This window comes from Brevibacillus choshinensis (assembly GCF_001420695.1).
In the GTDB taxonomy this organism is placed as follows: Bacteria; Bacillota; Bacilli; order Brevibacillales; family Brevibacillaceae; genus Brevibacillus; species Brevibacillus choshinensis.
In genome coordinates this window covers 50,245-74,173 of the sequence record NZ_LJJB01000015.1, presented here as the reverse complement: position 1 = coordinate 74,173, position 23,929 = coordinate 50,245, and the positions used below count along the sequence as shown (strand labels likewise).

Annotated in this window: 21 protein-coding genes; 15 read left to right on the top strand and 6 right to left on the bottom strand. The window is 47.7% G+C overall.

The genetic code is table 11. The features are described 5' to 3' along the window. The first annotated feature begins 18 nt into the window (after window positions 1–18). The 3 genes from AN963_RS28755 to AN963_RS28745 all read left to right on the top strand — a co-directional run bounded on the left by AN963_RS28755 (window position 19) and on the right by AN963_RS28745 (window position 3,644). Window positions 19–864: a MetQ/NlpA family ABC transporter substrate-binding protein gene (locus AN963_RS28755; RefSeq protein ID WP_055747987.1), complete on the top strand. Its 846-nt coding sequence runs from the start codon at window positions 19–21 to the stop codon at window positions 862–864. Window positions 865–1,054: 190 nt separating this feature from the next. Continuing rightward, window positions 1,055–2,704 carry a peptide ABC transporter substrate-binding protein gene (locus AN963_RS28750; RefSeq protein WP_055747986.1) on the top strand — a complete coding sequence of 550 codons (1,650 nt, stop codon included), beginning with the start codon at window positions 1,055–1,057 and terminating at the stop codon, window positions 2,702–2,704. A gap of 142 nt (window positions 2,705–2,846) precedes the next feature. Then, window positions 2,847–3,644, top strand: a complete 798-nt coding sequence (locus AN963_RS28745) for a helix-turn-helix transcriptional regulator (RefSeq protein ID WP_055747985.1) — start codon at window positions 2,847–2,849, stop codon at window positions 3,642–3,644. 74 nt (window positions 3,645–3,718) lie between these two features. Here AN963_RS28745 and AN963_RS28740 read toward each other — a convergent pair whose 3' ends face one another. Together AN963_RS28740 and AN963_RS28735 are read right to left on the bottom strand one after the other, a co-directional pair. Continuing rightward, the gene (locus AN963_RS28740) at window positions 3,719–3,964 is read right to left on the bottom strand and encodes a hypothetical protein (protein ID WP_055747984.1); all 246 of its coding nucleotides are present in this window, start codon (window positions 3,962–3,964) and stop codon (window positions 3,719–3,721) included. Continuing rightward, the gene (locus tag AN963_RS28735) at window positions 3,961–4,971 is read right to left on the bottom strand and encodes a nucleotide-binding protein (protein WP_055747983.1); all 1,011 of its coding nucleotides are present in this window, start codon (window positions 4,969–4,971) and stop codon (window positions 3,961–3,963) included. Before AN963_RS28735 ends, AN963_RS28740 begins: the two co-directional genes overlap by 4 nt. A 354-nt stretch (window positions 4,972–5,325) precedes the next feature. On the opposite strand from AN963_RS28735, the gene AN963_RS28730 reads away from it, so the two are divergent. The 6 genes from AN963_RS28730 to AN963_RS28700 all read left to right on the top strand — a co-directional run bounded on the left by AN963_RS28730 (window position 5,326) and on the right by AN963_RS28700 (window position 13,180). Next, window positions 5,326–6,954: a peptide ABC transporter substrate-binding protein gene (locus tag AN963_RS28730; RefSeq protein WP_055747982.1), complete on the top strand. Its 1,629-nt coding sequence runs from the start codon at window positions 5,326–5,328 to the stop codon at window positions 6,952–6,954. A gap of 123 nt (window positions 6,955–7,077) precedes the next feature. Beyond that, the gene (locus tag AN963_RS28725; RefSeq protein ID WP_055747981.1) at window positions 7,078–8,697 is read left to right on the top strand and encodes a peptide ABC transporter substrate-binding protein; all 1,620 of its coding nucleotides are present in this window, start codon (window positions 7,078–7,080) and stop codon (window positions 8,695–8,697) included. Between the two features lie 387 nt (window positions 8,698–9,084). Further along, on the top strand, window positions 9,085–10,734 hold the full coding sequence (locus AN963_RS28715) for a peptide ABC transporter substrate-binding protein (protein ID WP_055747979.1): 1,650 nt from the start codon (window positions 9,085–9,087) through the stop codon (window positions 10,732–10,734). A 142-nt stretch (window positions 10,735–10,876) separates the two neighbouring features. Then, window positions 10,877–11,134: a hypothetical protein gene (locus tag AN963_RS28710; RefSeq protein WP_055747978.1), complete on the top strand. Its 258-nt coding sequence runs from the start codon at window positions 10,877–10,879 to the stop codon at window positions 11,132–11,134. Window positions 11,135–11,229: 95 nt separating this feature from the next. Then, window positions 11,230–11,652: a hypothetical protein gene (locus AN963_RS28705; RefSeq protein WP_055747977.1), complete on the top strand. Its 423-nt coding sequence runs from the start codon at window positions 11,230–11,232 to the stop codon at window positions 11,650–11,652. Window positions 11,653–11,809: 157 nt separating this feature from the next. Then, window positions 11,810–13,180 carry a M28 family peptidase gene (locus tag AN963_RS28700; RefSeq protein WP_055747976.1) on the top strand — a complete coding sequence of 457 codons (1,371 nt, stop codon included), beginning with the start codon at window positions 11,810–11,812 and terminating at the stop codon, window positions 13,178–13,180. A 43-nt stretch (window positions 13,181–13,223) separates the two neighbouring features. Here AN963_RS28700 and AN963_RS31295 read toward each other — a convergent pair whose 3' ends face one another. Together AN963_RS31295 and AN963_RS28690 are read right to left on the bottom strand one after the other, a co-directional pair. Then, on the bottom strand, window positions 13,224–13,457 hold the full coding sequence (locus AN963_RS31295; protein ID WP_161827313.1) for a hypothetical protein: 234 nt from the start codon (window positions 13,455–13,457) through the stop codon (window positions 13,224–13,226). A 97-nt stretch (window positions 13,458–13,554) separates the two neighbouring features. Further along, complete coding sequence (locus tag AN963_RS28690; protein ID WP_055747974.1) at window positions 13,555–14,892, bottom strand: amidohydrolase; 1,338 nt, start codon at window positions 14,890–14,892, stop codon at window positions 13,555–13,557. Window positions 14,893–15,240: 348 nt separating this feature from the next. Here AN963_RS28690 and AN963_RS28685 point away from each other — a divergent pair, with 348 nt between their 5' ends. Both AN963_RS28685 and AN963_RS28680 read left to right on the top strand, forming a co-directional pair. After that, complete coding sequence (locus AN963_RS28685; protein WP_055747973.1) at window positions 15,241–16,938, top strand: N-acetylmuramoyl-L-alanine amidase; 1,698 nt, start codon at window positions 15,241–15,243, stop codon at window positions 16,936–16,938. Window positions 16,939–16,950: 12 nt separating this feature from the next. Beyond that, the gene (locus AN963_RS28680) at window positions 16,951–17,499 is read left to right on the top strand and encodes a GerMN domain-containing protein (protein ID WP_055747972.1); all 549 of its coding nucleotides are present in this window, start codon (window positions 16,951–16,953) and stop codon (window positions 17,497–17,499) included. A 59-nt stretch (window positions 17,500–17,558) separates the two neighbouring features. On the opposite strand, the gene AN963_RS28675 is transcribed toward AN963_RS28680, so the two are convergent. Next, window positions 17,559–17,756, bottom strand: a complete 198-nt coding sequence (locus AN963_RS28675; protein WP_055747971.1) for a DUF378 domain-containing protein — start codon at window positions 17,754–17,756, stop codon at window positions 17,559–17,561. Between the two features lie 186 nt (window positions 17,757–17,942). On the opposite strand from AN963_RS28675, the gene AN963_RS28670 reads away from it, so the two are divergent. The 4 genes from AN963_RS28670 (at window position 17,943) to pstB (ending at window position 21,726) form a co-directional block, all read left to right on the top strand. Then, complete coding sequence (locus tag AN963_RS28670) at window positions 17,943–18,890, top strand: phosphate ABC transporter substrate-binding protein PstS family protein (RefSeq protein ID WP_055747970.1); 948 nt, start codon at window positions 17,943–17,945, stop codon at window positions 18,888–18,890. 266 nt (window positions 18,891–19,156) lie between these two features. Further along, window positions 19,157–20,047 (top strand): phosphate ABC transporter permease subunit PstC, encoded by an 891-nt coding sequence (pstC, locus tag AN963_RS28665; protein WP_055748188.1) that lies wholly within the window; start codon window positions 19,157–19,159, stop codon window positions 20,045–20,047. A 1-nt stretch (window position 20,048) separates the two neighbouring features. Next, window positions 20,049–20,939, top strand: coding sequence for a phosphate ABC transporter permease PstA (gene pstA / locus AN963_RS28660; protein ID WP_055747969.1), 891 nt, complete (start codon window positions 20,049–20,051; stop codon window positions 20,937–20,939). Window positions 20,940–20,952: 13 nt separating this feature from the next. Continuing rightward, entirely contained in the window at window positions 20,953–21,726 is a 774-nt protein-coding gene (gene pstB, locus AN963_RS28655) for a phosphate ABC transporter ATP-binding protein PstB (RefSeq protein WP_055747968.1), read from the top strand. A gap of 76 nt (window positions 21,727–21,802) precedes the next feature. Here pstB and AN963_RS28650 read toward each other — a convergent pair whose 3' ends face one another. Then, window positions 21,803–23,827, bottom strand: a complete 2,025-nt coding sequence (locus AN963_RS28650) for a methyl-accepting chemotaxis protein (protein ID WP_055747967.1) — start codon at window positions 23,825–23,827, stop codon at window positions 21,803–21,805. Between the last annotated feature and the right edge of the window lie 102 nt (window positions 23,828–23,929).

Below are 23,929 nucleotides of genomic sequence, written 5' to 3'. Positions count from 1 at the left end.
AAAAAGGGGGATTTTTCCGTGAAGAAATTAGTGGTATCTGTACTGTCGACTGTATTGGCATTCTCTCTTGCAGCTTGCGGCAGCAAACCAGAAGCGACTCCAGCACCAGCTGAGGGTGGCGCACAAGGCTCCAAAGGTACAGAAGCGGTGACTTTGAATATTGGAGCAACTCCAGTTCCACACGCTGAAATCTTGAAATACATTCAGCCAAAACTGAAGGACCAAGGCGTGAACCTGGAAATCAAGGAATTCACGGATTACGTTCAACCAAACGTACAAGTAAACGAAAAACAACTCGACGCAAACTTCTTCCAGCACAAACCTTACCTGGAACAGTTTAATAAAGACCAAAACATGGACTTGCAACCAGTGGTAGCGGTACACATCGAGCCATTTGGTGCTTATTCCAAAAAGATCAAGAAAATCGAAGAATTAGCTGATGGAGCAACAATCGCTCTGCCAAACGACCCAACTAACAACGGCCGCGCATTGGCTCTTCTGGAGAAAAACGGCGTGATCAAGCTGAAAGACGGCGTAGGCATCAGCGGTACCGTAAAAGACATCGTAGAAAACAAGAAAAACCTGAAGTTCAAAGAAGTAGAAGCAGCGATGCTGCCACGCGTACTGGAAGAAGTAGATCTGGCGCTGATCAACACAAACTACGCTCTGGAAGCAAAACTGGTTCCAACGACAGATGCTCTGCTTTTAGAAGACAAGGATTCTCCATATGCGAACTACCTGGTAGCTCGTCCTGACAACAAAGACTCAGAAGCGATGCAAAAACTTGTGAAAGAGCTGAACTCCCCGGAAGTGAAACAGTTCATCCAAGAGAAATACAAAGGTGCAATTGTTCCAGCATTCTAAGGAACGAAATAATTGATCAATAAACAAAAAACCCAACTGGTCCATGAGGCTGGTTGGGTTTATCTTTTTTAATAATAGTATAAATATTCATAAAATTAAATGAAATCTATGCAAACCCCATTCTCAAATGAGCTATCAGTCGAGTATATTTTGTTGGAAAAGGAATTTTTTGATAAGGGGGAACATTCAGATGAAAAAGAAAGTAAGTCTGTTTGCTGGCTTGCTCCTGGTAGTCGGTACAGTTTTGGCAGCCTGTTCCGGTGGGGCGCAACCGTCAGCATCTACACCACCCAAACAAGAGACGGGAGCACCTGCGGCACAAACAGCAGAGAAAAAGCCGCAAGTATTCCGTGCAAATCTGACGAGTGAGCCTTCTACGGCTGACCCTGGTTTGGCGAAGGATGCTACTTCAGGTGCTGTCGTGCGAGCGACATTTGATGGATTGACCCGTTTGGACAAAGATTCAAAACCAATGAATTCGATGGCATCCGATATCAAGGTATCTGATGACAATCGCGTCTACACGTTCACTCTGCGAGATGCGAAATGGAGCAATGGAGACCCGGTGACAGCGCAAGACTTTGAATTTGCCTGGAAGCGTGTACTCGATCCTAAGCTTGCTGCAGAATACGCCTACCAGCTGTACTACATCAAGAACGCGGAAAAAGTGCATACCGGAAAGGCGAAGCCTGAAGAATTGGGCGTCAAGGTACTGGATGACAAGAAGCTAGAAGTGACGCTAGAAAACCCGACGCCTTACTTCCTGGAACTGACCGCCTTCTATACCTATTATCCGGTTGATAAAAAAATTGTCGAAGCCAATCCGAAATGGGCAAACGAAGCAGCTACTCACGTGAGTAACGGTCCGTTCAAAATGAGGTCGTGGGAGCATAAGAGCAAGATTGTTCTGGAAAAGAACGAGAACTACTGGGATAAGGATGCTGTAAAGCTTGATCAGATTGATTTTGCCATGATCGAGGACGACAGCACTGCACTGTCTATGTTTGAAAATGGAGAGCTGGATTGGGCGGGACAACCGCTTGGAGGATTGCCTACAGATGCAATCCCGGCACTGAAAGAGTCTGGAAAACTGGTCGTGCATCCGAAAGCGACAATGTACTGGTATAAGCTGAACACAACCAAAGGGCCACTCAGCAATGCCAAGATACGTAAAGCGTTGTCCTACACGGTCGATCGTAAGAGCATCGTAGACAATATCACACAGGTAGGTCAGGTGCCGACCATGGGGATGCTGCCGCAATCGATGATCATTAAGTCAGAGGGCTACTTCAAGGATCATGATACGGAAACTGCCAAGCAATTGCTCCAAGAAGGATTGAAGGAACTGGGTCTCACTTCGCTTCCGCCAATCACCTTGTCATACAATACGACCGACAGGCACAAAAAGATTGCTGAGGCTGTGCAGGATCAATGGAAAAAAGCCCTTGGCATTGATGTGAAGCTGGCTAACAAGGAGTTCAAGGTGCATTTGGAAGATTTGCATTCTCTGAATTATGATATTGGCCGTCTCGGCTGGAACGCGGACTTTAACGATCCGATCAACTACTTGGAAATGTTCCGGGATGCAAAGACCGGAAACAACGATACGGGATGGGAGGACACGCGCTACAAAGAACTGCTTCAAAAGTCCGCCTTGGAGAGTGACCCCTCAAAACGTACACAGCTGTTTGCAGAGGCTGAACAGATATTTATGGATGCAATGCCTGTGATCCCGCTCTTTACGGATGTAGATATTTGGGTACAAAACGACAAGGTGAAGGGCGTACAAGTGGATGGTCTTGGATTCATCGATTTGAAGTGGGCAGAAATGGTGCAGTAGATTAGCTGAAATCTCACTCATGCTCCTCCTGTTTGCCCCCAAAACAGAAATGTGAATTGTATTCAACTCTGCCACCTACTATTCTTAGAATAGGAAATGGAAGGCAGGCTGTTTTGGAAATAGACGACAGGAGGAGCGCTCATTGAATAGAGCTGTTAATGGATTACCCAAAGGGGTCCTTCATCTGGCAGAGAACGATCAAAAATTTTCGCTCGTAAGGTACGCACCTTCTGTTGAGACACAATATTTTGTGCAGCATTACTGGATCGTCAGATGGGATTTACGTGGTCAGGAGCCGTACAAACAGACCGTGATCGCCCATCCAAACGTCAATCTAGTCGTTGAAGAGAACGGCACACGCATTTATGGCGTAGGACGATCCACCTCCGTACGTATTGTAAAGGATCATGGATGGGTGGTCGGCATCAAATTCAAGCCCGGTGGTTTTTACCCGTTTCTGGGTGCCCCGGTTTCTCACCTGACTGACAGCACTGCGACTATAGAAGAAGTTTTTGGTATTGAAAGTGGGCCGCTCGAGAGTTTCATTTTGTCCGCACCTGATGATCAGAGCATGGTGAGTCGGATAGAAGCTTTTTTGGCAGAAAGATTGCCGGAAAAGGATCCGAATGTTTCTCTCGTTCACGAGCTGGTCATGACCTTTCGAGACGACCGCAGAGTGATCAGGGTAGAGGATGCCGTACGTTTAACAGGAATGAATAAACGAACCATGCAACGCCTGTTCGACCGTTACGTCGGAGTTAGTCCGAAATCCGTCATCAAACGATATCGGATACACGAAGCTGCGATGCGCATTGATCAGGGGGAAGTGGCCGACTGGCTGGATCTCTCTACTGAACTGGGGTATTACGATCACTCTCACTTCATTCGCGATTTTAAATCAGTCGTAGGGATGTCGCCTGAAGAGTATAGACAAAAATAAAAAAAGCAGGGCTTTCCCTTTTTGGGTCGATGACCTCGGGAAAGCCCTGCTGTATTTTTATGGGTAAAAACGGATCAACCGATATAGCGAGGCCGTTTGAAGCCGGCTTCTTTGGTTGCGATGACGACAATTCCTTCCTCCGGGTCCAGCACGGAAGGCCCATTGTGATAGATCGCACCTTGGAGAGAAGGAATCTGGCCATAGACTTTTCTCGCGCGCTGCGCTAACAGCGAGCGCCATACTTGGCGTGAGACATGTCGGGAAACAGGTCTGACTTGGCCAGCGACGGTCATGTGAGCATGCGCTTTTCGAGGTGTCATGGTAACGTTCCCCTTTCCAGAATGGTTTCGAAGTAATAGAAGAGATCTTCATTAATTCGAATCAGTTCTTCGGCAATTTCAGGAAGTGCGAGTGTTGTTTCCTTTGCTAACAGATGAATGGTAAACACGAAAATTTTCGCGACCGTGAAGCTGAGAATCAGCTCTTTTTCATGTCCGTATTTTTTCCCTGTGTAGGAAATCACTTTTTGGTTGCTTAAGAACGAGTCTACTACATAACTCCGGTCTTGTGGGTTACTTCCATTGTATTCCAAAAGGTATGTTTTTGCATGGTCTTTTATTGCCCCGGAGCAACCAATTTGCGCGAGGGCTTTTCCGTCCTCAGTCAGTTGGAACAGCGTCGTTCCCTTTACGCGAAAATCAGCCAAGGGACAAAATTCATTATGGAGAGCCCCCAGTACGGAGTGAATGCGAGGGAGCATCCTCTCGCTCGATTCGATGGCCGAGAGCATAAAGCGAGCATGTGATTCCAATGTCAGTATGTACCGTTGGAGCTCTTTTTCTGACACGCCCTGCTGGATGGGACCGTATTTTTGGAGTTGGCGTCGAATGAGATGGCAGGCAGAACCGATTTTAGCCGGAAAAAACTTCGGGTCTGTGGTGTGGTCATAGGTCACGGGAGTAATCCCGAGCAGATCGGTAGGCAGGTGCATGCCGGGTACATGGCGAGGCGTCATGAAAAAAACACGTTCGATGCCCAGCTTGCCCGTAAACAATCCAAACTCAAACAGCACGTTGTCCCGCACAGTTTTCACTTCCTGGTTCCGGTAACGAGTCAGGTCATCCGGTGTAAAGGCAAAGATGGCGAAGTCCACTTGTCTGGTCATTCCGATGAGGTCGTGCAACGTGACGCTGCCAGGCTCGAATATTCCTTGCGGCCAAACGATACAATCGGCATCATGCTCTAGAGCGTTTTGAATTTCGTAGGCGACGGGGAGACCTTCTACAGAGGAACCGATGAAAATTTCCGGTTTTTGCCGATGGCCCATGCTGCCACTCCCTTCCTGGCAACCATTACTTTCCAGTTTGATTACTGTAAGTGTAGTGGAAGGAACACGGTTTGCATAGTTTTTTTGGTTCGAGGGATACTTTTTTTAAAGCACATACTGGAAGCTTTCTTATTAAAAATCAAAATTTATTTCCTTTTACATAATTTGATGTACGAATAAAACATAATTAAACTTACTTAAATTCTCTTTAATATGACTAAAAATGCTGTATATTGTGATGGAAGCTTTGTAACTGAATCATAACCATCCGCTAATACGCGGTCGCTCACCTTTGAGCATGCCTCAATAGAGGTTTTCTTCTGGTTTTAACGACAAATAGGGGGTCAAAAAACTATGAAAAAAAGTGTATTCGCAGCAATGAGCTCGATTCTCGTTTTGAGTGCGGCTCTGGCTGGTTGCGGCGGCGGAGATAATAAAGCTGGCGAACAAGGCGGACAAGCTGCTAACGAAGAAAATAAAGGACCAAAAGTACTGCGCATGAACTTGCACAGTGAACCGCCTACAGCGGACCCAGCACTTGCAGAGGATTCTACTTCCGGTGCCCTGCTGCGCGCGACTTTTGACGGACTGACTCGCATCGGTGAAGATGGCAAACCACACGAATCCGTTGCTGAAAAAATCGATGTATCCGAAGATGGCATGACCTACACCTTCCACCTGCGTGATTCCAAATGGAGCAATGGCGATCCTGTCACTGCAAAAGATTTTGAATTTGCATGGAAGCGAGCGCTCGATCCGAAAACGGCTTCCAACTATGCATACCAGCTGTACTACCTGAAAAACGCTGAGGAGTACAACCTAGGCAAAGCAAAAGTGGATGACGTCGGTGTTAAAGCGTTGGACGACAAAACGCTGGAAGTGAAGCTGAAAAACCCAACTCCATTCTTCCTGGAGCTGACTGCTTTCTACACGTACTTCCCAGTGAATCAAAAGGTAGTAGAAGCGGATCCGAAATGGGCTAGCGAAGCAAAAACTCACGTAGCGAACGGACCATTCAAAATGGAAACATGGGAGCACAAAAGCAAAGTGGTTCTCGTGAAAAACGACAACTACTGGGATAAAGACACTGTCAAACTGGACAAAATCGACTTCTCTATGGTTGAGGATGAAAACACCGAGCTGTCCATGTTCGACAACGGTGATCTGGACTGGGCAGGAGCTCCTATGAGTGCACTCCCTACGGATGCGATCCCGGCTCTGAAAGATTCCGGAAAAATGGAAACTCGCCCAATCGCGGGTACCTACATGTATAAGTTCAATACGGAAAAAGCGCCGTTCAACAACGCTAAAATCCGTAAAGCATTTGCTTATGCAATTAACCGTCAAACCATCATTGACAACGTAACTCAGGCTAACCAACAACCTGCAATGGGTCTGGTTCCGCCAACAATGGCAGTTACATCTACTCCTTACTTCAAGGACAATGATGTAGAGGCAGCGAAAAAACTGCTGGAAGAGGGTATGAAAGAAGAAGGCATCACCAAACTGCCTCCATTGACTCTTTCCTACAACACTTCCGAAGGCCACAAGAAAATTGCGGAAGCGATCCAAGACCAATGGAAAAAAGCATTCGGTGTTGAGATCAAGCTGGAAAACAAAGAGTGGAAAGTATTCCTGGACGACATGCACCAAGGTAACTTCCAAATCGCGCGTTCCAGCTGGACTGGTGACTTTAACGATCCAATCAACTTCCTGGAACTGTTCAAGTTCAAAAAAGGTGGCAACAACGACACCAACTGGGAAAATCCTAAGTACCAAGAGCTGTTGAACAAATCCGCTCTGGAGAAAGATCCAGAGAAACGCAAACAAATCCTGGCAGAAGCAGAGGCATTGTTCATGGACGAAATGCCAGCAGCGCCAATCTACTTCTATACACATTCCTATGTGAAGAATGACAAAGTAAAAGGTGTTGTTCTCGACGGTCTGGGCTTCGTAGACTGGAAATGGGCAGACATTCAATAAGAATAAGCGCATAGTGTCATCGGGAGAAGGGCTGAGAGGCCCTTCTCTTTTTTGTTTTCATTGAAAGTATTTGGAAAAATAAGTAATATGGAAAAGATTAGTAAATGGAGGGGGAGTTTCATAGTGAAGCGATTTATGAGCGTGGCCATGAACGGGCTGCTATGTGCGAGTATTGTGACAGTATCAGCCGGCACGGTTACTGCAGCGGATGCCCATCAAAAGAATGCGGGGCAGTCTGCGAAACAGGAGCTGCATCTGAACTTGCATTCCGAACCACCTACGCTGGACCCGGGATTGGGCGAGGATAACATTTCATTCGCGATTATCAGAGCGACCTTTGACGGGTTGACTCGCGCGGGAGCGGATGGCCAGATATATCCCTCAGCAGCAGAGAAAATAGACATTTCGGATGACTTGAAGACGTATACGTTCCACCTGCGTGAAGCCAAATGGAGCAACGGCGATCGGGTCACCGCTACCGATTTTGAATACGCATGGAAACGGGTGCTCGATCCGTTGACGGCATCCAATTATTCCTACCAGCTCTATGCCATCAAGAATGCGGAAAAAGTGAATAGGGGTGAAGCGAAAGTAGACGATGTGGGGGTCAAAGCCTTGGACGACAAAACACTTCAGGTGACCCTTGAAGCGCCAACTCCTTATTTCTTGCAGCTGACCGCCTTCCCGTCGTACTATCCTGTAAACAAGAGAGTCGTGGAGACAAACGAGAAGTGGGCGTATGAGGTCAGTACCCATGTCGGCAATGGACCATTCAAACTGGAGAGCTGGAACCACAAAGAGGAGCTCGTATTGGCAAAAAACCCTACCTATTGGGACAAGGACTCCGTGAAGTTGGACAAGATTCATTTCTCCATGGTCGAGGATGAGTATACGGAGTTCATGATGTTTGAAAATGGCGAGATTGATTGGGCGGGTGCACCGCTTAGCTACCTCCCATCTGAAGAAATTCCCGCTATCCGAACGGCCGGAGATCTCAAGACACAAGCGTTTGCGGGTACGTACTGGTACAAGTTCAACACGGAGCAGGCTCCATTCAATAACGCAAAAATTCGCAAAGCATTTGCTTACGCTGTCAATCGCCAAAGCTTGATTGATGACGTCCTGCAAACAGGGCAGCTTCCAGCTACAGCTGTGGTTCCGGCAACGATGTCGCTTAAGAAAGGCGGCTACTTTACAGACAATGATGTGGCGACGGCGAAGAAACTGTTGGCTGAAGGGATGAAAGAGCTAGGGATCACCAAGCTGCCGCCGATTACACTCTCTTTCAATCTGTCCGAGGGGCATAAAAAGATTGCGGAAGACATCCAACGCCAATGGAAGAAAAATCTCGGGGTAGATGTACAGCTGGTATCGAAAGAATGGAAGGTATACCTCGACGACTTGCACGAAGGAAATTATCAAATAGGGCGTATGGGCTGGCTAGCAGACTACAACGACCCGATCAACTACCTGGAACTGTATAAGGACAAAGACGGTGGCAACAACGATACCAATTGGGAAAATCCGAAGTACAAAGCACTACTGGATCAATCGAATACCGAAAAGGATCCAGTGAAGCGCAAAGCTATTTTGACAGAAGCCGAACAAATTCTCATGGATGAGATGCCGCTCATGCCGCTCTACTTCTATACCTATGCGTGGGTTCAGGATGAAAAGGTAAAAGGAGTCGTCATTGACGGTCTCGGTTACGTCGACTACAAATGGGCCGACTTTACAGAATGAAGGGCGATGTAAGCCCTTCTTTTTGTTTGTCATTTATTCGGTTATCTATGTAAAAAAGTAGAACGATAAATAATAAGTGAAAATTCATTAAATTATAAATAGTATATCTTTCACGCAATAATAGTTTGTTAGGTAATTTTAGAAGAGCATTTTTCATGTCCGCGAGTTTATTTGTATGCATTGAGAATCGCATGATATCAACGTTTTTAGCGGTTTCTGGCAAGTAGGAATCTTTTTCCGTATTATTTTATCGATAAATAAATTTTTATATTTGGTTAACTATCTTTATAAATAAATAAAAATTTATTAAATCAATCTAAAACATGTTTAAAAATAATATAAAAGGATGTATATTGATAAAAGATTTAGAAAAGGGGGATAAATGGCATGAAAAAGAATGTTTTCGTAGCAATGAGTTCCATCCTCGTACTTGGTGCAGCACTCGCAGGTTGCGGCGGCGGTAACAACGCAGCGAAACCAGCAGAAAACGCTACCCAAGGAAGCGCTCCTGCCGCAGAAACACCTGCAGCTGGACCAAAAGTATTGAAACTGAACCTGCACTCCGAGCCACCAACAGCTGACCCGGGTATTGCAGAAGATTCCACTTCCGGTACGATCGTTCGTGCGACCTTTGAAGGTCTGACTCGTGCAGGTGCTGACGGTAAAGTACATGAGGCTGCTGCGGAAAGCTACACCGTTTCCGAAGACGGCAAAACATACACATTCAAATTGCGTGATGCAAAATGGAGCAACGGAGATGCAGTAACTGCGAAAGACTTTGAATTCGCATGGAAACGCGCTCTGGATCCAAAAACAGCTTCCAACTACGCTTACCAACTGTACTACGTGAAGAATGGTGAAGCGTTCAACAAAGGGAAAGCGAAAATTGAAGATGTTGGCGTAAAAGCAGTTGACGACAAAACACTGGAAGTCACTCTGGAAAACCCAACTCCATTCTTCACTGAGCTGACTGCATTCTATACTTACTACCCAGTTAACCAAAAAGTCGTTGAAGGCAACGAAAAATGGGCTGCTGAGGCAAAAACTCACGTGGGTAACGGTCCTTTCAAACTGGAAGCTTGGGAGCACAAAAACAAGCTGACTTTGGCGAAAAACGACAACTATTGGGATAAAGACGCTGTCAAAGTGGACAAACTCGAATTCTCCATGGTAGAAGACGAGAACACCGAGCTGTCCATGTTTGATAACGGTGAGCTCGACTGGGCTGGATCACCAACTAGTTCTCTTCCAACTGACGCGATCCCAGCTTTGAAAGATTCCGGAAAAATGAAAACTCAACCGATTGCGGGTACTTACTGGTACAAATTCAATACAGAAAAAGCTCCGTTCAACAACGTGAAAATTCGTAAAGCGTTTACGTATGCAATTGACCGTCAAGCTTTGATCGACAACGTTCTGCAAACAGGTCAGATTCCAGCAACGGGTGCTGTTCCGCCATCTATGGCTCTGAACAAAGACGGTTACTTCAAAGATAAAGATCTGGAGACAGCGAAGAAGCTTTTGGAAGAGGGTATGAAAGAAGAAGGCCTCACCAAGATGCCTACCGTTACTTTGTCTTACAACACTTCCGAAGGTCACAAAAAGATCGCAGAAGCGATCCAAGACCAATGGAAAAAACAACTCGGCGTAGACGTGAAGATCGAAAACAAAGAGTGGAAAGTGTACCTGGAGGACCTGCACCAAGGCAACTTCCAAATCGGACGCATGGGATGGTTGGGTGACTTCAACGATCCAATCAACTTCCTGGAGTTGTACAAAGACAAAAAAGGTGGCAACAACGACACCAACTGGGAAAATCCGAAGTACAAAGAGCTCCTGAACCAATCCGCTCTGGAAAAAGATCCAGAGAAACGTAAAGCAATCCTGGCACAGGCTGAGCAAATCCTGATGGATGAAATGCCTATCATGCCTATCTACTTCTACACCGACTCTTGGGTACAAAATGACAAAGTTTCCGGTATTGTGATCGACGGCCTCGGCGCTGTTGACTACAAAAACGCTGATATTGCTCAATAATCACAGGAATGTGATGAAGGAAAGAGAGGCACCTAGTGTGCCTCTCTTCTTTTTTTGCTCACTTATGGACAAATGACCAAACCATCCAGTGACTCCTGACATAGAGTGAAAAGGAACAAACTGTCACTCGGGGGGATTCGCTATGGACATCGGGAAATTGCTCAGCATTGTGAAGTCGATTCCAAAGGATAAGCTCAAGACGGATGCGGGTATAAAAGAAGTGATTCGTGACTTGGGGAAAAAGACAGGCAAAAAATTTACTGAACAAGAATTAAACGCCTATGTCGCCCAGTTCCGTACCATGATGCGGACTGAAAATGTAGGTAGCCTAATGAACAAGCTGTCCAAGAAAGGCTTTGATGCAAACGACCTGAACAATATTAAAAAACGATTTAAATAGCTGCTTGAAAAAATGAGGAGGGAGGTGGGACTATCACAGTCAAGACGAAAAAAAGGCACAAGCTGGCCGTTTCCCATAACCAAGTGATTGAGACGATGAATAAGCTCGCTCGTGACCACACCGTCACAAATGAACAAGTGCTGCGCGAGATGAATCATGTGCGTCAGGACCTGCTGGAAATGAAGAATACGCTCGGGCGTATGAATACAAGACCAAGTGGTGGAAAGAGGCGTGGGAGCTTTTTATTTGGGGCACGCAGTCCGTTTTCAGCTCCAAGAGAGGTAGAAAAAGCGAAGCCAGCGTTTGCTTTGGAAGATCTGCTTCCTCTATTGCCGCACTTGAGTGGCGCGATCCCTCAATTAAAGAACCCCAAAGTAGCGGAATCCATCAAGGTCCTCTCCAATCCTGCCGTGATGTCGATAATCCAGCAGTTTGTGGCGAATGGTGGATTGAGTATGCTCACGAATAAGCAGGCGGAAACGGCCAGCAAAAGAGAGAGACGGGGCTTATTCAGGTAAGAAAGGAGGGGCGTTCATTTGGAAACGCCTCTTTTTTTTGATACGAATTCTGTCATTCGTTGTACGAAAATATCAGACAATTACGTCTATACAAAAAAATGGCATTCGCACATAATAATATACGAATAGGAAAATTCTTTTTACCAGGAGGACAAGCATGATAAAAAAATCAGTAATTCCTTTTTGTCTAATGGCATGCTTGACGTTCGGAATGACTGCTTACGCTGAACCCCATCCATCAGACAGTGCGTTTGACAACAAGATTGTAAAAAGAATCAAGGTGAACAACATTTATCAAACGATTGAGGATCTGTCGGCAGAACCGAGAGTGGCCGGCACATCTTCTGAGCGCAATGCTGTCAAATATATTGAGAAGAAGTTCCAATCGTATGGATATGAGACAGAACGGCAGTCTTTTGAGTTCTACAGCTATTCGGGACCGACAGACATCGCCTTTTCTGTTAGTGGATTTGACGATACGGATTGGGAACTCGGCACATTTACATACGGGGTGAACGGCAGTGTGACCGGTGAGCTGGTGTATGCGGAATTAGGTCGGGAAGGCGATCTAGACGATCTGGATTTGCATGGAAAAGTGGCGCTGATCAAGCGCGGCGAGATCTCCTTTGCGGATAAAGTGAAGAATGCAGCGGAGGCAGGCGCCGAAGCAGTCATCATCTTTAACAACGCCTCCGGTGTGATCAACGGGACGCTCGGTGGCCCAGACGACGGCTATGTTCCTGCCTTGGCACTAACCCGGGAACAAGGCCAGTTGCTCCTGGAGAAGCTTGAGTCGGACGAAGCGCTGACGGCCACCGTTGAGGTAGAGGGAGCAGAAACAAAAGAAAGCACTTCCTACAACGTCATTGCCACCAAAAAACCGGATAAGCACAAGGACAACGGACAAATCGTCATCGTCGGTGCCCATCACGATTCCGTGGAAGGAGCACCCGGGGCGAACGACGACGCATCTGGTACGGCAACAACGCTTGAACTGGCCAGAGTTATGGCAAATATGCCAACAGATACAGAAATTCGCTTCATAACATTCGGAGCGGAGGAGAATGGGCTTCTCGGATCATATGCATACGCAGAGTCCTTGTCCGAAGAGGAAATTGAAAATACAGTGAGCATGTTCCAGATGGATATGGTCGGTAGCCGGGATGCAGGGAAATTGATCATGTACACAGTAGACGGTGAGAAAAATGTCGTCACCGACCTGGGAGCCGCGGCAGGATCCAGGCTGTCCGAGACTGTCAACTACGGTCAGGAAGGTCGAAGCGACCACGTTCCCTTTGCGGAAATAGGAATTCCGGCAGCGCTATTTATCCATGCACCGGTTGAACCGTGGTATCATTCGCCCGAAGACACGATTGACAAGATCAGCAAGGACAAGCTGCAGGAAGTGGCTGAAATTGTAGGTGGTGCCGTTTATCAGATCGCTCGCCCAGACACTCCTGCCTTGGAAAACGCTCATGTCGCTCCGGGACCGGTTGATTATGATTTTGAGGAAAGAGAATTGGAATAGGAAACCTTGACCCTGTGAAAAGTGCCGAGAACCGGCACTTTTTTCATTTTGATATTTTTTGGTTCCAAAAGACTATAAACTTTACAGTGGATGAATTCACGATCGAGTGCAGGACAAAGGCGTGGCGGCTTTTTGTTTGGAGCGTGCCGTCCACTCCTAGCTCCGAAAGAGCCAGAGCCAGTAAAACCCGCATTTGGTTTGGAAAATCTGATTCCGTTGTTGCCGCACTTGAGTGGCGCATTCCCGCAATAAAGAACCCTAAGGTAGCGGAATCCATCAAGGTACACTCCAATCCTGCCGTGATCAAACTGAGGAAATAGGCTGATCAATATGATCAGCCTATTCTACCAGCTTCCAGCAAAATGAGATAACGCTTATTCTTTGTGGGAGTTCAGATAATCGATTGCCAGATTAGCCAGAACCCGGGTGCCGACGATCAGGCTGGCATCGTCTGCCTTAAAAAGGGGCGAGTGGTTGGGGGCCGCTTTGGCAGGATCTTCGTTCGCGGCTGTAACTCCAAAACTGACGGACATTCCAGGGATTTCATTGGAGAAAAAAGAAAAGTCCTCCGCAGCCGTGCCCTTTTTGCCTACGTTCGCATTTTTCTCGCCTACGACCCGCTTCAAGGTCGGTGCCATTTGTGCGACGAGATCGGGGTTATTGACTACGGTTGGGATGCCTTCTTCCACTGTCAGCTTTGCTTTGGCACCAGCGCTCTCAGCAATCATAGTGGCTGTTCGCTCCATACGTTTGAGAATGTCTTGCCGCATCCCTTCGTCATAGGTACGAAGCGTCCCTTCCATGTCTACCTCATCCGGAATGATGTTGTTTCGATTGCCGCCGTGAATGCTGCCGACAGACAGGACGGAAGGCTCCTTGATCACGTTTACTTGACGGCTCTCGATCGTTTGAAACGCCGTAATGATCTGCGAAGAGACGACTATGGGATCAACGCCTAGCCAGGGCATGGCACCGTGGGTCTGGCTTCCTTTGACATTTAATTTGAAGGCGTTGGCGCTTGCAGTAGAAGGCCCGGATACATAAGAGACCTGTCCGACATTCATGCCGGATGAAGTGTGAAGCATGAAGATGGCTTCTGGTTTGGGATTGTCCAGAGCGCCTTCCTTCATCATCAGCTTCGCACCGCCTTCTTCACCCGCAGGGGCACCTTCTTCCGCTGGTTGGAAGACGAAAACGACTGTTCCTGGCAGTTGATTCTTCATGCCCGTCAGAACTTCGGCCACGGCCATTAAAATGGCGGTGTGCGTGTCATGGCCGCAGGAATGAGCTACACCAACTTCCATTCCGTTGTATTCAGACTTGACCGTTGACTTGAAGGGGAAGTCGGTCTGTTCAACGACCGGCAATGCATCCATGTCGGCACGAAGAGCGACGACAGGTCCTGGCTGCTTCCCGCGAAGAACGCCGACCACACCGGTTTTTGCTACGTTTGTTCGCACTTCCAGCCCTAGACTTTTTAGATGGTCGGCTACTAGCTTGGACGTGCGAAATTCCCGATTGCCCAATTCGGGATTCTGGTGAATATCGTGCCGCCAGTTGATCAGCTTCTGCTCGATCGCTTTTGCTCGCTGGTCAATCATTGTGTAGGGTGAATCGGCCGAGTTGGCCAAGACCGCTCCACTGTTTGGTACGAGCAGGCAAGCAGTGGCACAAAGTGAAAGCAGTAGCTTGGTTCTCTTTTTTGAGATCATGGAAATCCTCCTTTAGCTGAGACTAATGAACATGTCCATTATTATATACCAAAAATTCAGAAAATTAAATAATCTACTAAAATGGAAGAAGGGGAATTTATCGTGAATGTTAGGCAAAGCCGCCGAAAAAGTGCCGTGAAACGACACCATTCTATTTTTGGTTCCAAAAGACTATAAACTTTACAGATCAATTAGCGTCTAATAGAATGGTGAACGTTGCACGATTGCTGAAGCCAACGAAACAAAACGGTCATGACCGTTTTGTTTGACCGCAAGCGGTCGCATTCACGTTTATGAAAAACGTCGAGACGTTTTTCACAGAAAACAGACATCACGGAGGAGGTCAGGATGAAAAGACGATTGTACCCTCTGCTGCTATCACTGCTGGTACTGCTGTTTATCCCCGGTTGGGCGGCGGCAAGCAGTGCCGAGGAGGAACCCGTCAACCTCATGATCGGTGGACAAGCTGTTTCCCCTGAGGTACCGCCTGAGATCAAAAATGGTCGGACCCTTGTTCCGGTCCGTGTCATAGCTGAAGGACTTGGTGCGGATGTAGATTGGAACGAAGCAGCTCGAACAGCTACCATCAAGAGGGGGAACCAGCAGCTAACCCTTACACTGGGCTCCACACAAGCAAAACTGAATGGCAAACAGGTGAAGCTGGATACGGCACCGGTCATATCCAAGCAGAGAATGCTCTTGCCATTGCGTTTTGTAGGTGAATCACTGGGTGTAACCGTTGGATGGGACAACAGTTCCCGTACGGTCATTGCCAATGAAACGCCAGAAGTCGAACTGAACGGCCGCAAACCAGCCCAAGCGATCGGTCTGTACCAGGTGAATGACACGATGTACGTGTCGGCACAAGCAGTAGCTGATCAACTGGGGCTAAAGGGTTTTCAATGGAGTCGTCCGGAACGCGGAAAGACCATTGATGACAAGCTCGCCCTCCCGGTAAGTCAGCTGGAAACAGAATTGGGTGGCTCCTTCACCTGGAACAAGAACAAGAATATGTTAGAAGTCGAACGTCGCAATCACCTGACCGATGTTTCGCAAGAAGGGGATCTGGTCCGGATACATACATCGATGTCCGTTCGAGCCGAATCCTTTGCATTGGAAGGACCCAATCGAATCGTTCTTGACCTGCCACAGACGGCACTGGATGACGATCTGCTGGAACTTAGTCGGCAGAGCAGTGACGGAATCGTCAGTGTAGGAGAAACAGAAGAGCGCGATCCGGATGCCTCTATAGATGAGGATACGGACGAGGATCAGGATGATGATCAAGATCAGGTCACTGAACCGTCGGACTCTTCTGAAGAGCAGGCTTCCCAAACGAACGAGCCTGAAGTGAAACCACTCATCGCCTCTCTGCGTTACAGCCAGTACAGCGCTTCCCCCAACACGGTTCGGGTCGTCATTGAGCTGAACCAGAAGAGTCAGTATAATGTAACGTATACGAATAACGGCATTGAGGTGAAGCTGACACCGAAGCCACAGAAGACAGGGTTCCTGATCGTAGTGGATGCCGGACATGGTGGTAAAGATCCAGGTACATTGGGTGCCGTGGGCAATCACGAGAAAGATTACAATCTCGCGGTATCAAACAAGGTCGTTGAGCTGCTCAAGCAATACAAGGAATTCCAAGTGGTTCCTGTCCGCACGACAGACGTCTTTTACGAGCTGTCCGAACGTGTAGCGATTGCGAATGAGCGGAACGCCGATCTGTTCCTTTCGATTCACGCCAATGCTTTCCCTAAGGCAACGGCTGGTGGTACGGAAACCTTCTACTATAATGCCAACAGCAAAACGTTTGCCCAAATCGTGCACAAGCATCTGCAAGGTGCAACGCAGTTTACGGACCGGGGATACAAGCCATCAGGCTACTATGTAATCAAGAACACAAAGATGCCTGCTGTTTTGACAGAGACAGGATTTCTCTCCAACCCGTCTGAGAATGCCAAGCTGACGGATCCTGCATTCCAGGACAAGATCGCCAAGGCACTCGTTGCAGCCATTCGCGAATACTATTTGTCTTACCAGTAAGGGAGGCTTTCGATGAAACGTCGTCAAATGATTTGGATGGCAGTTCTGGCTACGCTGCTCGTCGCCGGTTGCGGTCAAAAGGCGGAACCAGCGCCACAGCCAACTGCTCCAGCCGAACAGACCGCAGGCTCGAATCAACCACCTACGACAACCGAGCCGAAGCTGACCAAGCAAAGTATTTCCGTCTATTACTCCGACAATAATTTGATGGAATTGCAAAAGGAAGAGCAGGAGATTTCTTTTGCGGAAGACATCGAGAAGTATAAAAAGACACTCGAGGTTTTGGAGAAGCCCAAAAAGGCGGACGAGCACGTACCGCTCTGGACGGATTTCCACTATCACTCGGTTACCTTTGACAAAGGAACCTTGACGATTGACGCAGACAGCAAGAATCAGTACAACATGGGATCGAGCGGTGAAGCGATGGCACTGGATGCCCTGAAACAAACGCTGTTCCAATTCCCAGAGATTGAGCGTATCGTCATTTTGGAAGATGGGAAAAAGGTAGAATCGTTGATGGGTCACGTGGAAGTAGTGGAACCGTTGACAAGGGATAAATAAGGTTTACAAAGGAACGATAAAAGCGGCACAGCCTATTCAATCAGGCTGTGCCGCTTTTTTTATGAAGTCCGTTCCCGTTCACTCACAAAGAACTTGATGGAGTATATACCAGCAAGACCGACAAGCGTGTACACAATCCGACTGATGAGGGTACCAGCCCCTCCGAACAGAGTAGCAACCAAATCAAAATGAAAAAGTCCTATGAGTCCCCAGTTAAGGGCACCGATGATGACGAGCAGCAAGGCGAATTTATCCATGAATATCACCTCTATCCCAAGAATAAAGCCATTATTCCCAGATTCAGCCTAGTTTACTCCGCACATTTTTTCATCTTTAAAAAAGCTTAACAATGGCAACACAAAACTACAACATTCGACCTGTATAGTTTGTACTTGTAAGAGAGAAAAAAACAAACCGACCCTTTTAAGGAGGATTTTCATCAAATGAAAAAACTCAGCAAAATGTTTATGGCATTGACTTTTGTGGGTGCACTGCTCGCAGGCTGCGGAAGCAACAATGCTGCTCCAGCACCTGCTCAGCAACCGGCTGCGGAACAACCTTCGACACCAGCTCCGGGTGCCAACAACTCTGGTTCAACTACAACATCTCCCGGTGAGCCGGTAACTGCTGTCGGTTCTACCGCTTTGCAACCTTTGGTCGAGCAAACGGCTAAAGATTTCATGGCAAAAAATCAAGGCGTGCAAATTCAAGTGCAAGGTGGCGGTAGCGGTACTGGTCTGAGCCAAGTAGCTAGCGGTGCTGCAGCAATCGGTAACTCCGACATCTTTGCAGAAGAGAAAAAAGGAATTCCAGCAAATGAGCTGGTCGACCATAAAGTAGCGGTTGTCGGTATGGCAGCAGCTGTAAGCCCGAAAGTAAAAGTAGACAACCTGACGAAACAACAACTGATCGACATCTTCACGGGTAAAATCACCAACTGGAAAGAGGTTGGTGGGGATGACATGAAAATTACCCTCGTAAACCGTCCGAAGTCTTCCGGTACTCGTGCTACCTTCAACAAGTTTGCAATGGACGGAAAAGAAGAAGCAGAAGGTATCACCGAGGATTCTTCGGGGACTGTTCGTAAAATCATCGCAGAAACACCTGGTGCAATTGGTTACCTGGCGCTGTCCTACTTCAATGACACTGTAAAACCATTGAAACTCGATGGCGTAGAAGCTAATGCAGAAAGCATCACGACCAACAAATATCCAGTATGGGCTTATGAGCACATGTATACCAAAGGTGAAGCAGCTGGCAACGCAAAAGCGTTCCTCGAATTCATCCTGTCTGATGAAGTACAAAAGAAAACCGTTACAGATCTGGGCTTCCTGCCAATCACAGATATGAAAGTAGAACGTGATGCAGAAGGTAAAGTAACGCAAAAATAAGCAGGCAAAACGGTCATGACCGTTTTGTTGACCACAGGCGGTCACATCAATATTAATGAAAAACGTCGAGACGTTTTTCACAGAAAAAAAGCGAAATAGAGGGGTGGGGGGGCACTTACCCCTCATTTTGCTTGGTGGCGAAGGTTTTTCTAGGGAGGGAGATTATGAACCGTCGTAGTGAAGGGTCAACGATCATTGTAGATAAAAAGGTCGTGGGTGACAAAAAGAAGTCTGACAGCGAGCGTCAATCTCTGATTGCGAGAAAAATGTTGACGTACAACAAACGTCAATTCACTGAAAACATTACCGGTAGGACCGTGGCGTTGGTATGTGCGGCTTTGCTGGTCATTGTTGTCTTATCGATTACCTATTTTATTGCATCCAAGGGGCTTTCCACGTTTTTTGTGAATGGCGTGAGTATTAGTGAATTTTTAACACAGGTGAAATGGGATCCAGAGGGCGAACCGGCCATGTACGGCGTATTCCCGTTTATCCTGGGCTCGTTTCTGGTTACTGCGCTGGCGGCGATTATCGCAGCACCACTCGGTATCGGTGCCGCTATTTTTATGACGGAGATTTTTCCGGGCTTCGGGAAAAAGGTATTGAAGCCTGTCATCGAGCTGCTCGTTGGGATTCCGTCTGTCGTTTACGGTTATGTGGGTCTTAGCTTGCTCGTCCCGTTCATTCGGGAGCAGTTTGACGTACTTGGCTTTAGTCTTTTGGCTGGTGGACTTGTACTGGCATTGATGATTCTTCCTACGATCACTAGCGTTGCGACTGATGCGATTGAGGCCGTACCGCAAGACTTGCGGAATGCGTCTCTGGCTCTGGGTGCGACGCGCTGGCAGACGATTTGGAATGTCGTGTTGCACTCTTCGCTTCCAGGCTGTTTGACAGCCATTGTATTGGGCATGGCTCGTGCGTTTGGGGAAGCGCTGGCTGTACAGATGGTTATCGGAAACACCACAAAGCTTCCGGGCAGTCTGCTGGATCCAATCAGCACACTGACGAGTGGAATTACCTTGAACATGGGGAACACAATTCAAGGCACTCCTTATAACAATGCACTCTGGTCAATGGCTTTGCTGCTCTTGGCGATGTCCTTTATCTTCATCATGATCCTGCGCATTCTCGGCAGAAAAAGGGCGGTGAAATAAAATGAGAGCAAGAGTCATGGACCGTGCAGCAACGGTTATTCTGACCCTGATTGCCATTTTGATTATCGGTACGCTAGTGGGCTTGCTCGGTTTTATTTTGACCCAGGGCTGGCACAAGCTGAATTTAGACTTCCTCACATCTCCTCCTGACATTGTAAATGCAGGCGGCGGGATTGGACCGCAGTTGTTCAATTCCTTGTACTTGCTGGTATTGACGATGCTTATCGCATTGCCGATCGGTATCGGAGCAGGTATTTATATGGCTGAATACGCGCCGGATAACAAGTTTACCCAGTTTATCCGCATGAGTATAGAAGTATTGTCTTCGCTTCCGTCCATTGTCGTTGGTCTGTTTGGTTTGCTCGTCTTCGTAAATATGACCGGATGGGGGTACACCCTGTTTTCTGGTGCTTTGGCACTGACGGTGTTCAATTTGCCCCTGCTGGTTCGTGTGACCGAGGATGCTTTGCGTAACGTACCTCGCAGCCAAAAGGAAGCGAGCCTGGCTTTAGGGATTACCAAATGGCGCACGATTGTCTCTGTTATTTTACCTGCAGCACTCCCAGGAATTCTCACCGGGGCGATTCTCGCATCGGGTCGTGTGTTTGGGGAAGCGGCAGCGTTGCTCTTTACTGCGGGGATGTCTTCACCTAACTTGAATTTTACCGACTTTTCGTTGACTAGTCCTACTTCTCCGCTCAATCCGTTCCGTCCAGCCGAAACATTAGCTGTACACATCTGGAAGGTGAACAGTGAAGGATTGACGCCAGATGCTCGTGATGTTGCCGATGGTGCTTCTGCCGTACTGATTATTGCGGTGCTGCTCTTTAACGTATCTGCTCGTTGGTTCGGCACATGGGTATACAAAAAGATGACGTCGGGATCCAACTAAGGAGGGTGTAGTTATGTCCGTACTCACCACGCAAGACACGATTATTCAAACCCGCGACGTTTCGGTTTTTTATGGAGAAAAGCGTGCGGTCAATAATATTAACATGGATATTGAACGAAATTCAGTGACAGCTTTTATCGGTCCTTCTGGTTGCGGAAAGTCGACACTCTTGCGCAGCCTGAATCGGATGAACGATCTCGTGCCTTCTTGCCGTGTCACTGGCTCGATTGTCGTCGACGGGATCGATATCAACAGCGAACAGGTGAATATCGAGGGGTTGCGTCAAGTAGTCGGTATGGTATTCCAACGCGCCAATCCTTTCTTCAAATCCATTTTTGAAAACATCGCGTTTGCTCCTCGTTTCCACGGGATGCGAGACAAACGTGAGCTGGAAGAGCTAGTCGAAACCAGCCTGCGCAAAGCAGCGCTCTGGGATGAGGTCAAGGATCGCTTGAAGGATTCGGCACTCTCACTCTCCGGTGGTCAACAGCAGCGCCTGTGCATCGCTCGTGCGATCGCGATGCAGCCGACGATCTTGCTCCTGGATGAGCCAGCTTCTGCATTGGATCCGATTTCCACCATGAAGATCGAGGAATTGGTCATGCAGCTGAAGGAAGAGTACACAATTGTGATTGTGACTCATAACCTGCACCAGGCTGCTCGTATTTCCGAAAAGACCGCGTTTTTCTTGCTAGGGGAATTGGTGGAAATGAATGAGACGTCGAAAATCTTCACATCGCCTGAAAATGAAAAAACGGAAGCGTATATCAGCGGACGTTTTGGATGAGAAAAAGCCCTTCTATGCATGTCTGCCATGCAGGATGGGCTTTTGTACGGAAAGAAAAGAGAAAGAGAAAGCTCTCCTATGCGGAGAGCTTTTCTTCTGTTCGGAAGAAGCTAATTTCCTGTTCCAAATCTTCGATGATGGATGTGAGGCGCTCGGAATCATGCAGGAATTGTTCGGATAGAGACAGGCTTTCTTGTGTGGCGGCAACGGCTTGCTGTGTACCTGAGACGACTTCCTGTGCCGATAAGGAGAGGCTATCTACACGTTCCTGGATGGATTGGCTTTGTTGATGAATGGAAGCGGATAGCTGTCTGATCGTTTCAAACTGTGTGGTGATCGTTTCGCTGATTTGGACCGTTTGCCGGAAGATGTCCGTTGTCTGATGAAGGGTATGGATCCCGTTGATGGTTGCGTGATCAGTCAGTTCCAGACAATCCGAGACTCGTTCCATCCGTGTTTCGCCTGATTTGATGACCTGTTCGATGCGGGCTGTCGCTTCTTCTGTTTGCTCGGACAACTGACGGATTTCATCCGCTACGATACCGAAGCCTAACCCTGCCTGTCCTGCGCGAGATGCCTCAATCCTTGCGTTGAAGGATAGCAGCTTGGTCCGTTTTGAAATTTGTGAGATCAAGTCGAGGATGTCTCTGATATCCACCATGCTTTCTTTCATCGCTGACATGGCGTGCAGCGAGGATTTCATGTCTTCCGAAATCTTGTGCATATTGTCCTTTAACGTATCAATGGACGAAGCTGCCATGACACTTTGCTTGCGCGACTCCTCATTCTGCGTGACGGCTGTCTCCATTGATTCCGTAATTCGGGACATTTCTTGTGTGATGCCGGCCATGATGGTATGGATATCATCGATTTGCACTTGCTGATGGTCCATTTCCTGTGAAAGTCGTTCGGTTACGGTGACGACTTCGGTTTGCATCGCGTGTGAGTGGCGGGAACCGTTACCCACATGATGCGCGACCTGTTTGACATCCACGATCACATGCTGAATCTTTCCGATGATGAAACGAATCTGGTTGCTCATGCTATTAAAACTGTCAGCGAGCTGACGGATTTCGTCATTGGTCTGGACCTGCATCGTTTGAAACAGATCCCCTTCACTGAAGGACGTCATTTTTTGCTGGACTTCTTTCACTGGTTTGATAATTTTGCGGACGAACAAATATAAGAGAGCGGCGAGCGCTCCGAGACCGACGACAGAGACTGCGAGAATCGTCAGCTGCAGCGTATGGACTTCCCGTTTTACCTCTGCTACGGACTGGACGACGATCATGCCCCATTTGAGCGAGCTGTCGTACTGATAGGCACTAAAGTATTCGGAGCCATTCAGTGTTACCTGCTTGAACCCGGATTGACCTGCGATCACGTCTTGAACGATGTTTAGCTGATCCATCGAGGGCCGTTTGAGCGCGTAGGTTTTATCAGGATGGGCCACCAGCTTTCCTAACCGGTCGACGATCATGGCATATCCTGTATCACCCACCTTAATCTGCCCGATGAACTCGCTAAGCTTGGGGACAGAGACGAAGGCGACAATCACGCCGACAGTTTCCTCGTCCTCGTCTAGCAAGGGGAGGGAGACCGCGATCTTGGGGAATTCCGTCTGGGAAAACTGGAAAACGTCCGAGACAAAAGTCTTTTTCTGTTCGAGTGCCCCTGCAAACCAGTCTGTCTTTCGAGGGTCGTAGTCGGCAGTGAGAGGCGAGCTAGGAAAGGTCAAGTATCGCCCATCTGTGGTCGCTACTTGGATTTCAGAAATCGTTGGGTTGCCATTTACGATATCAGACAAGATCCCGAACGTCTGACCATTTGAAAGCTTGCTGTTTTTGTACGTGGAGCCGAATGATTGCAAGGCGGTTTCAATGGTCTGAACACGACTGCTTGCTTTCTGCATGGCGGAGGTGGCAGCATCCTTCAACTGCTGGTTGGTTTTCTCATTGAGCATGGCTTCGGATTGATAACTGATAAAGAATGCCGCTATGGCCATCATGCCAACGACCATCGCCAAAATTCCGAAGAACAGCCGGGTGAAGATGGAACGATAATGAATAGACGCATTGCCCTTACGTTTTTTTCTCAGCATCAAATGCTCTCCCCTTATATGACAAAACGTTCAGCTTTATTGTAGAATTTGCCAAGTGGAGCGTATATGGTTTGACAGTAACATTTACCAGATCTTTACCTT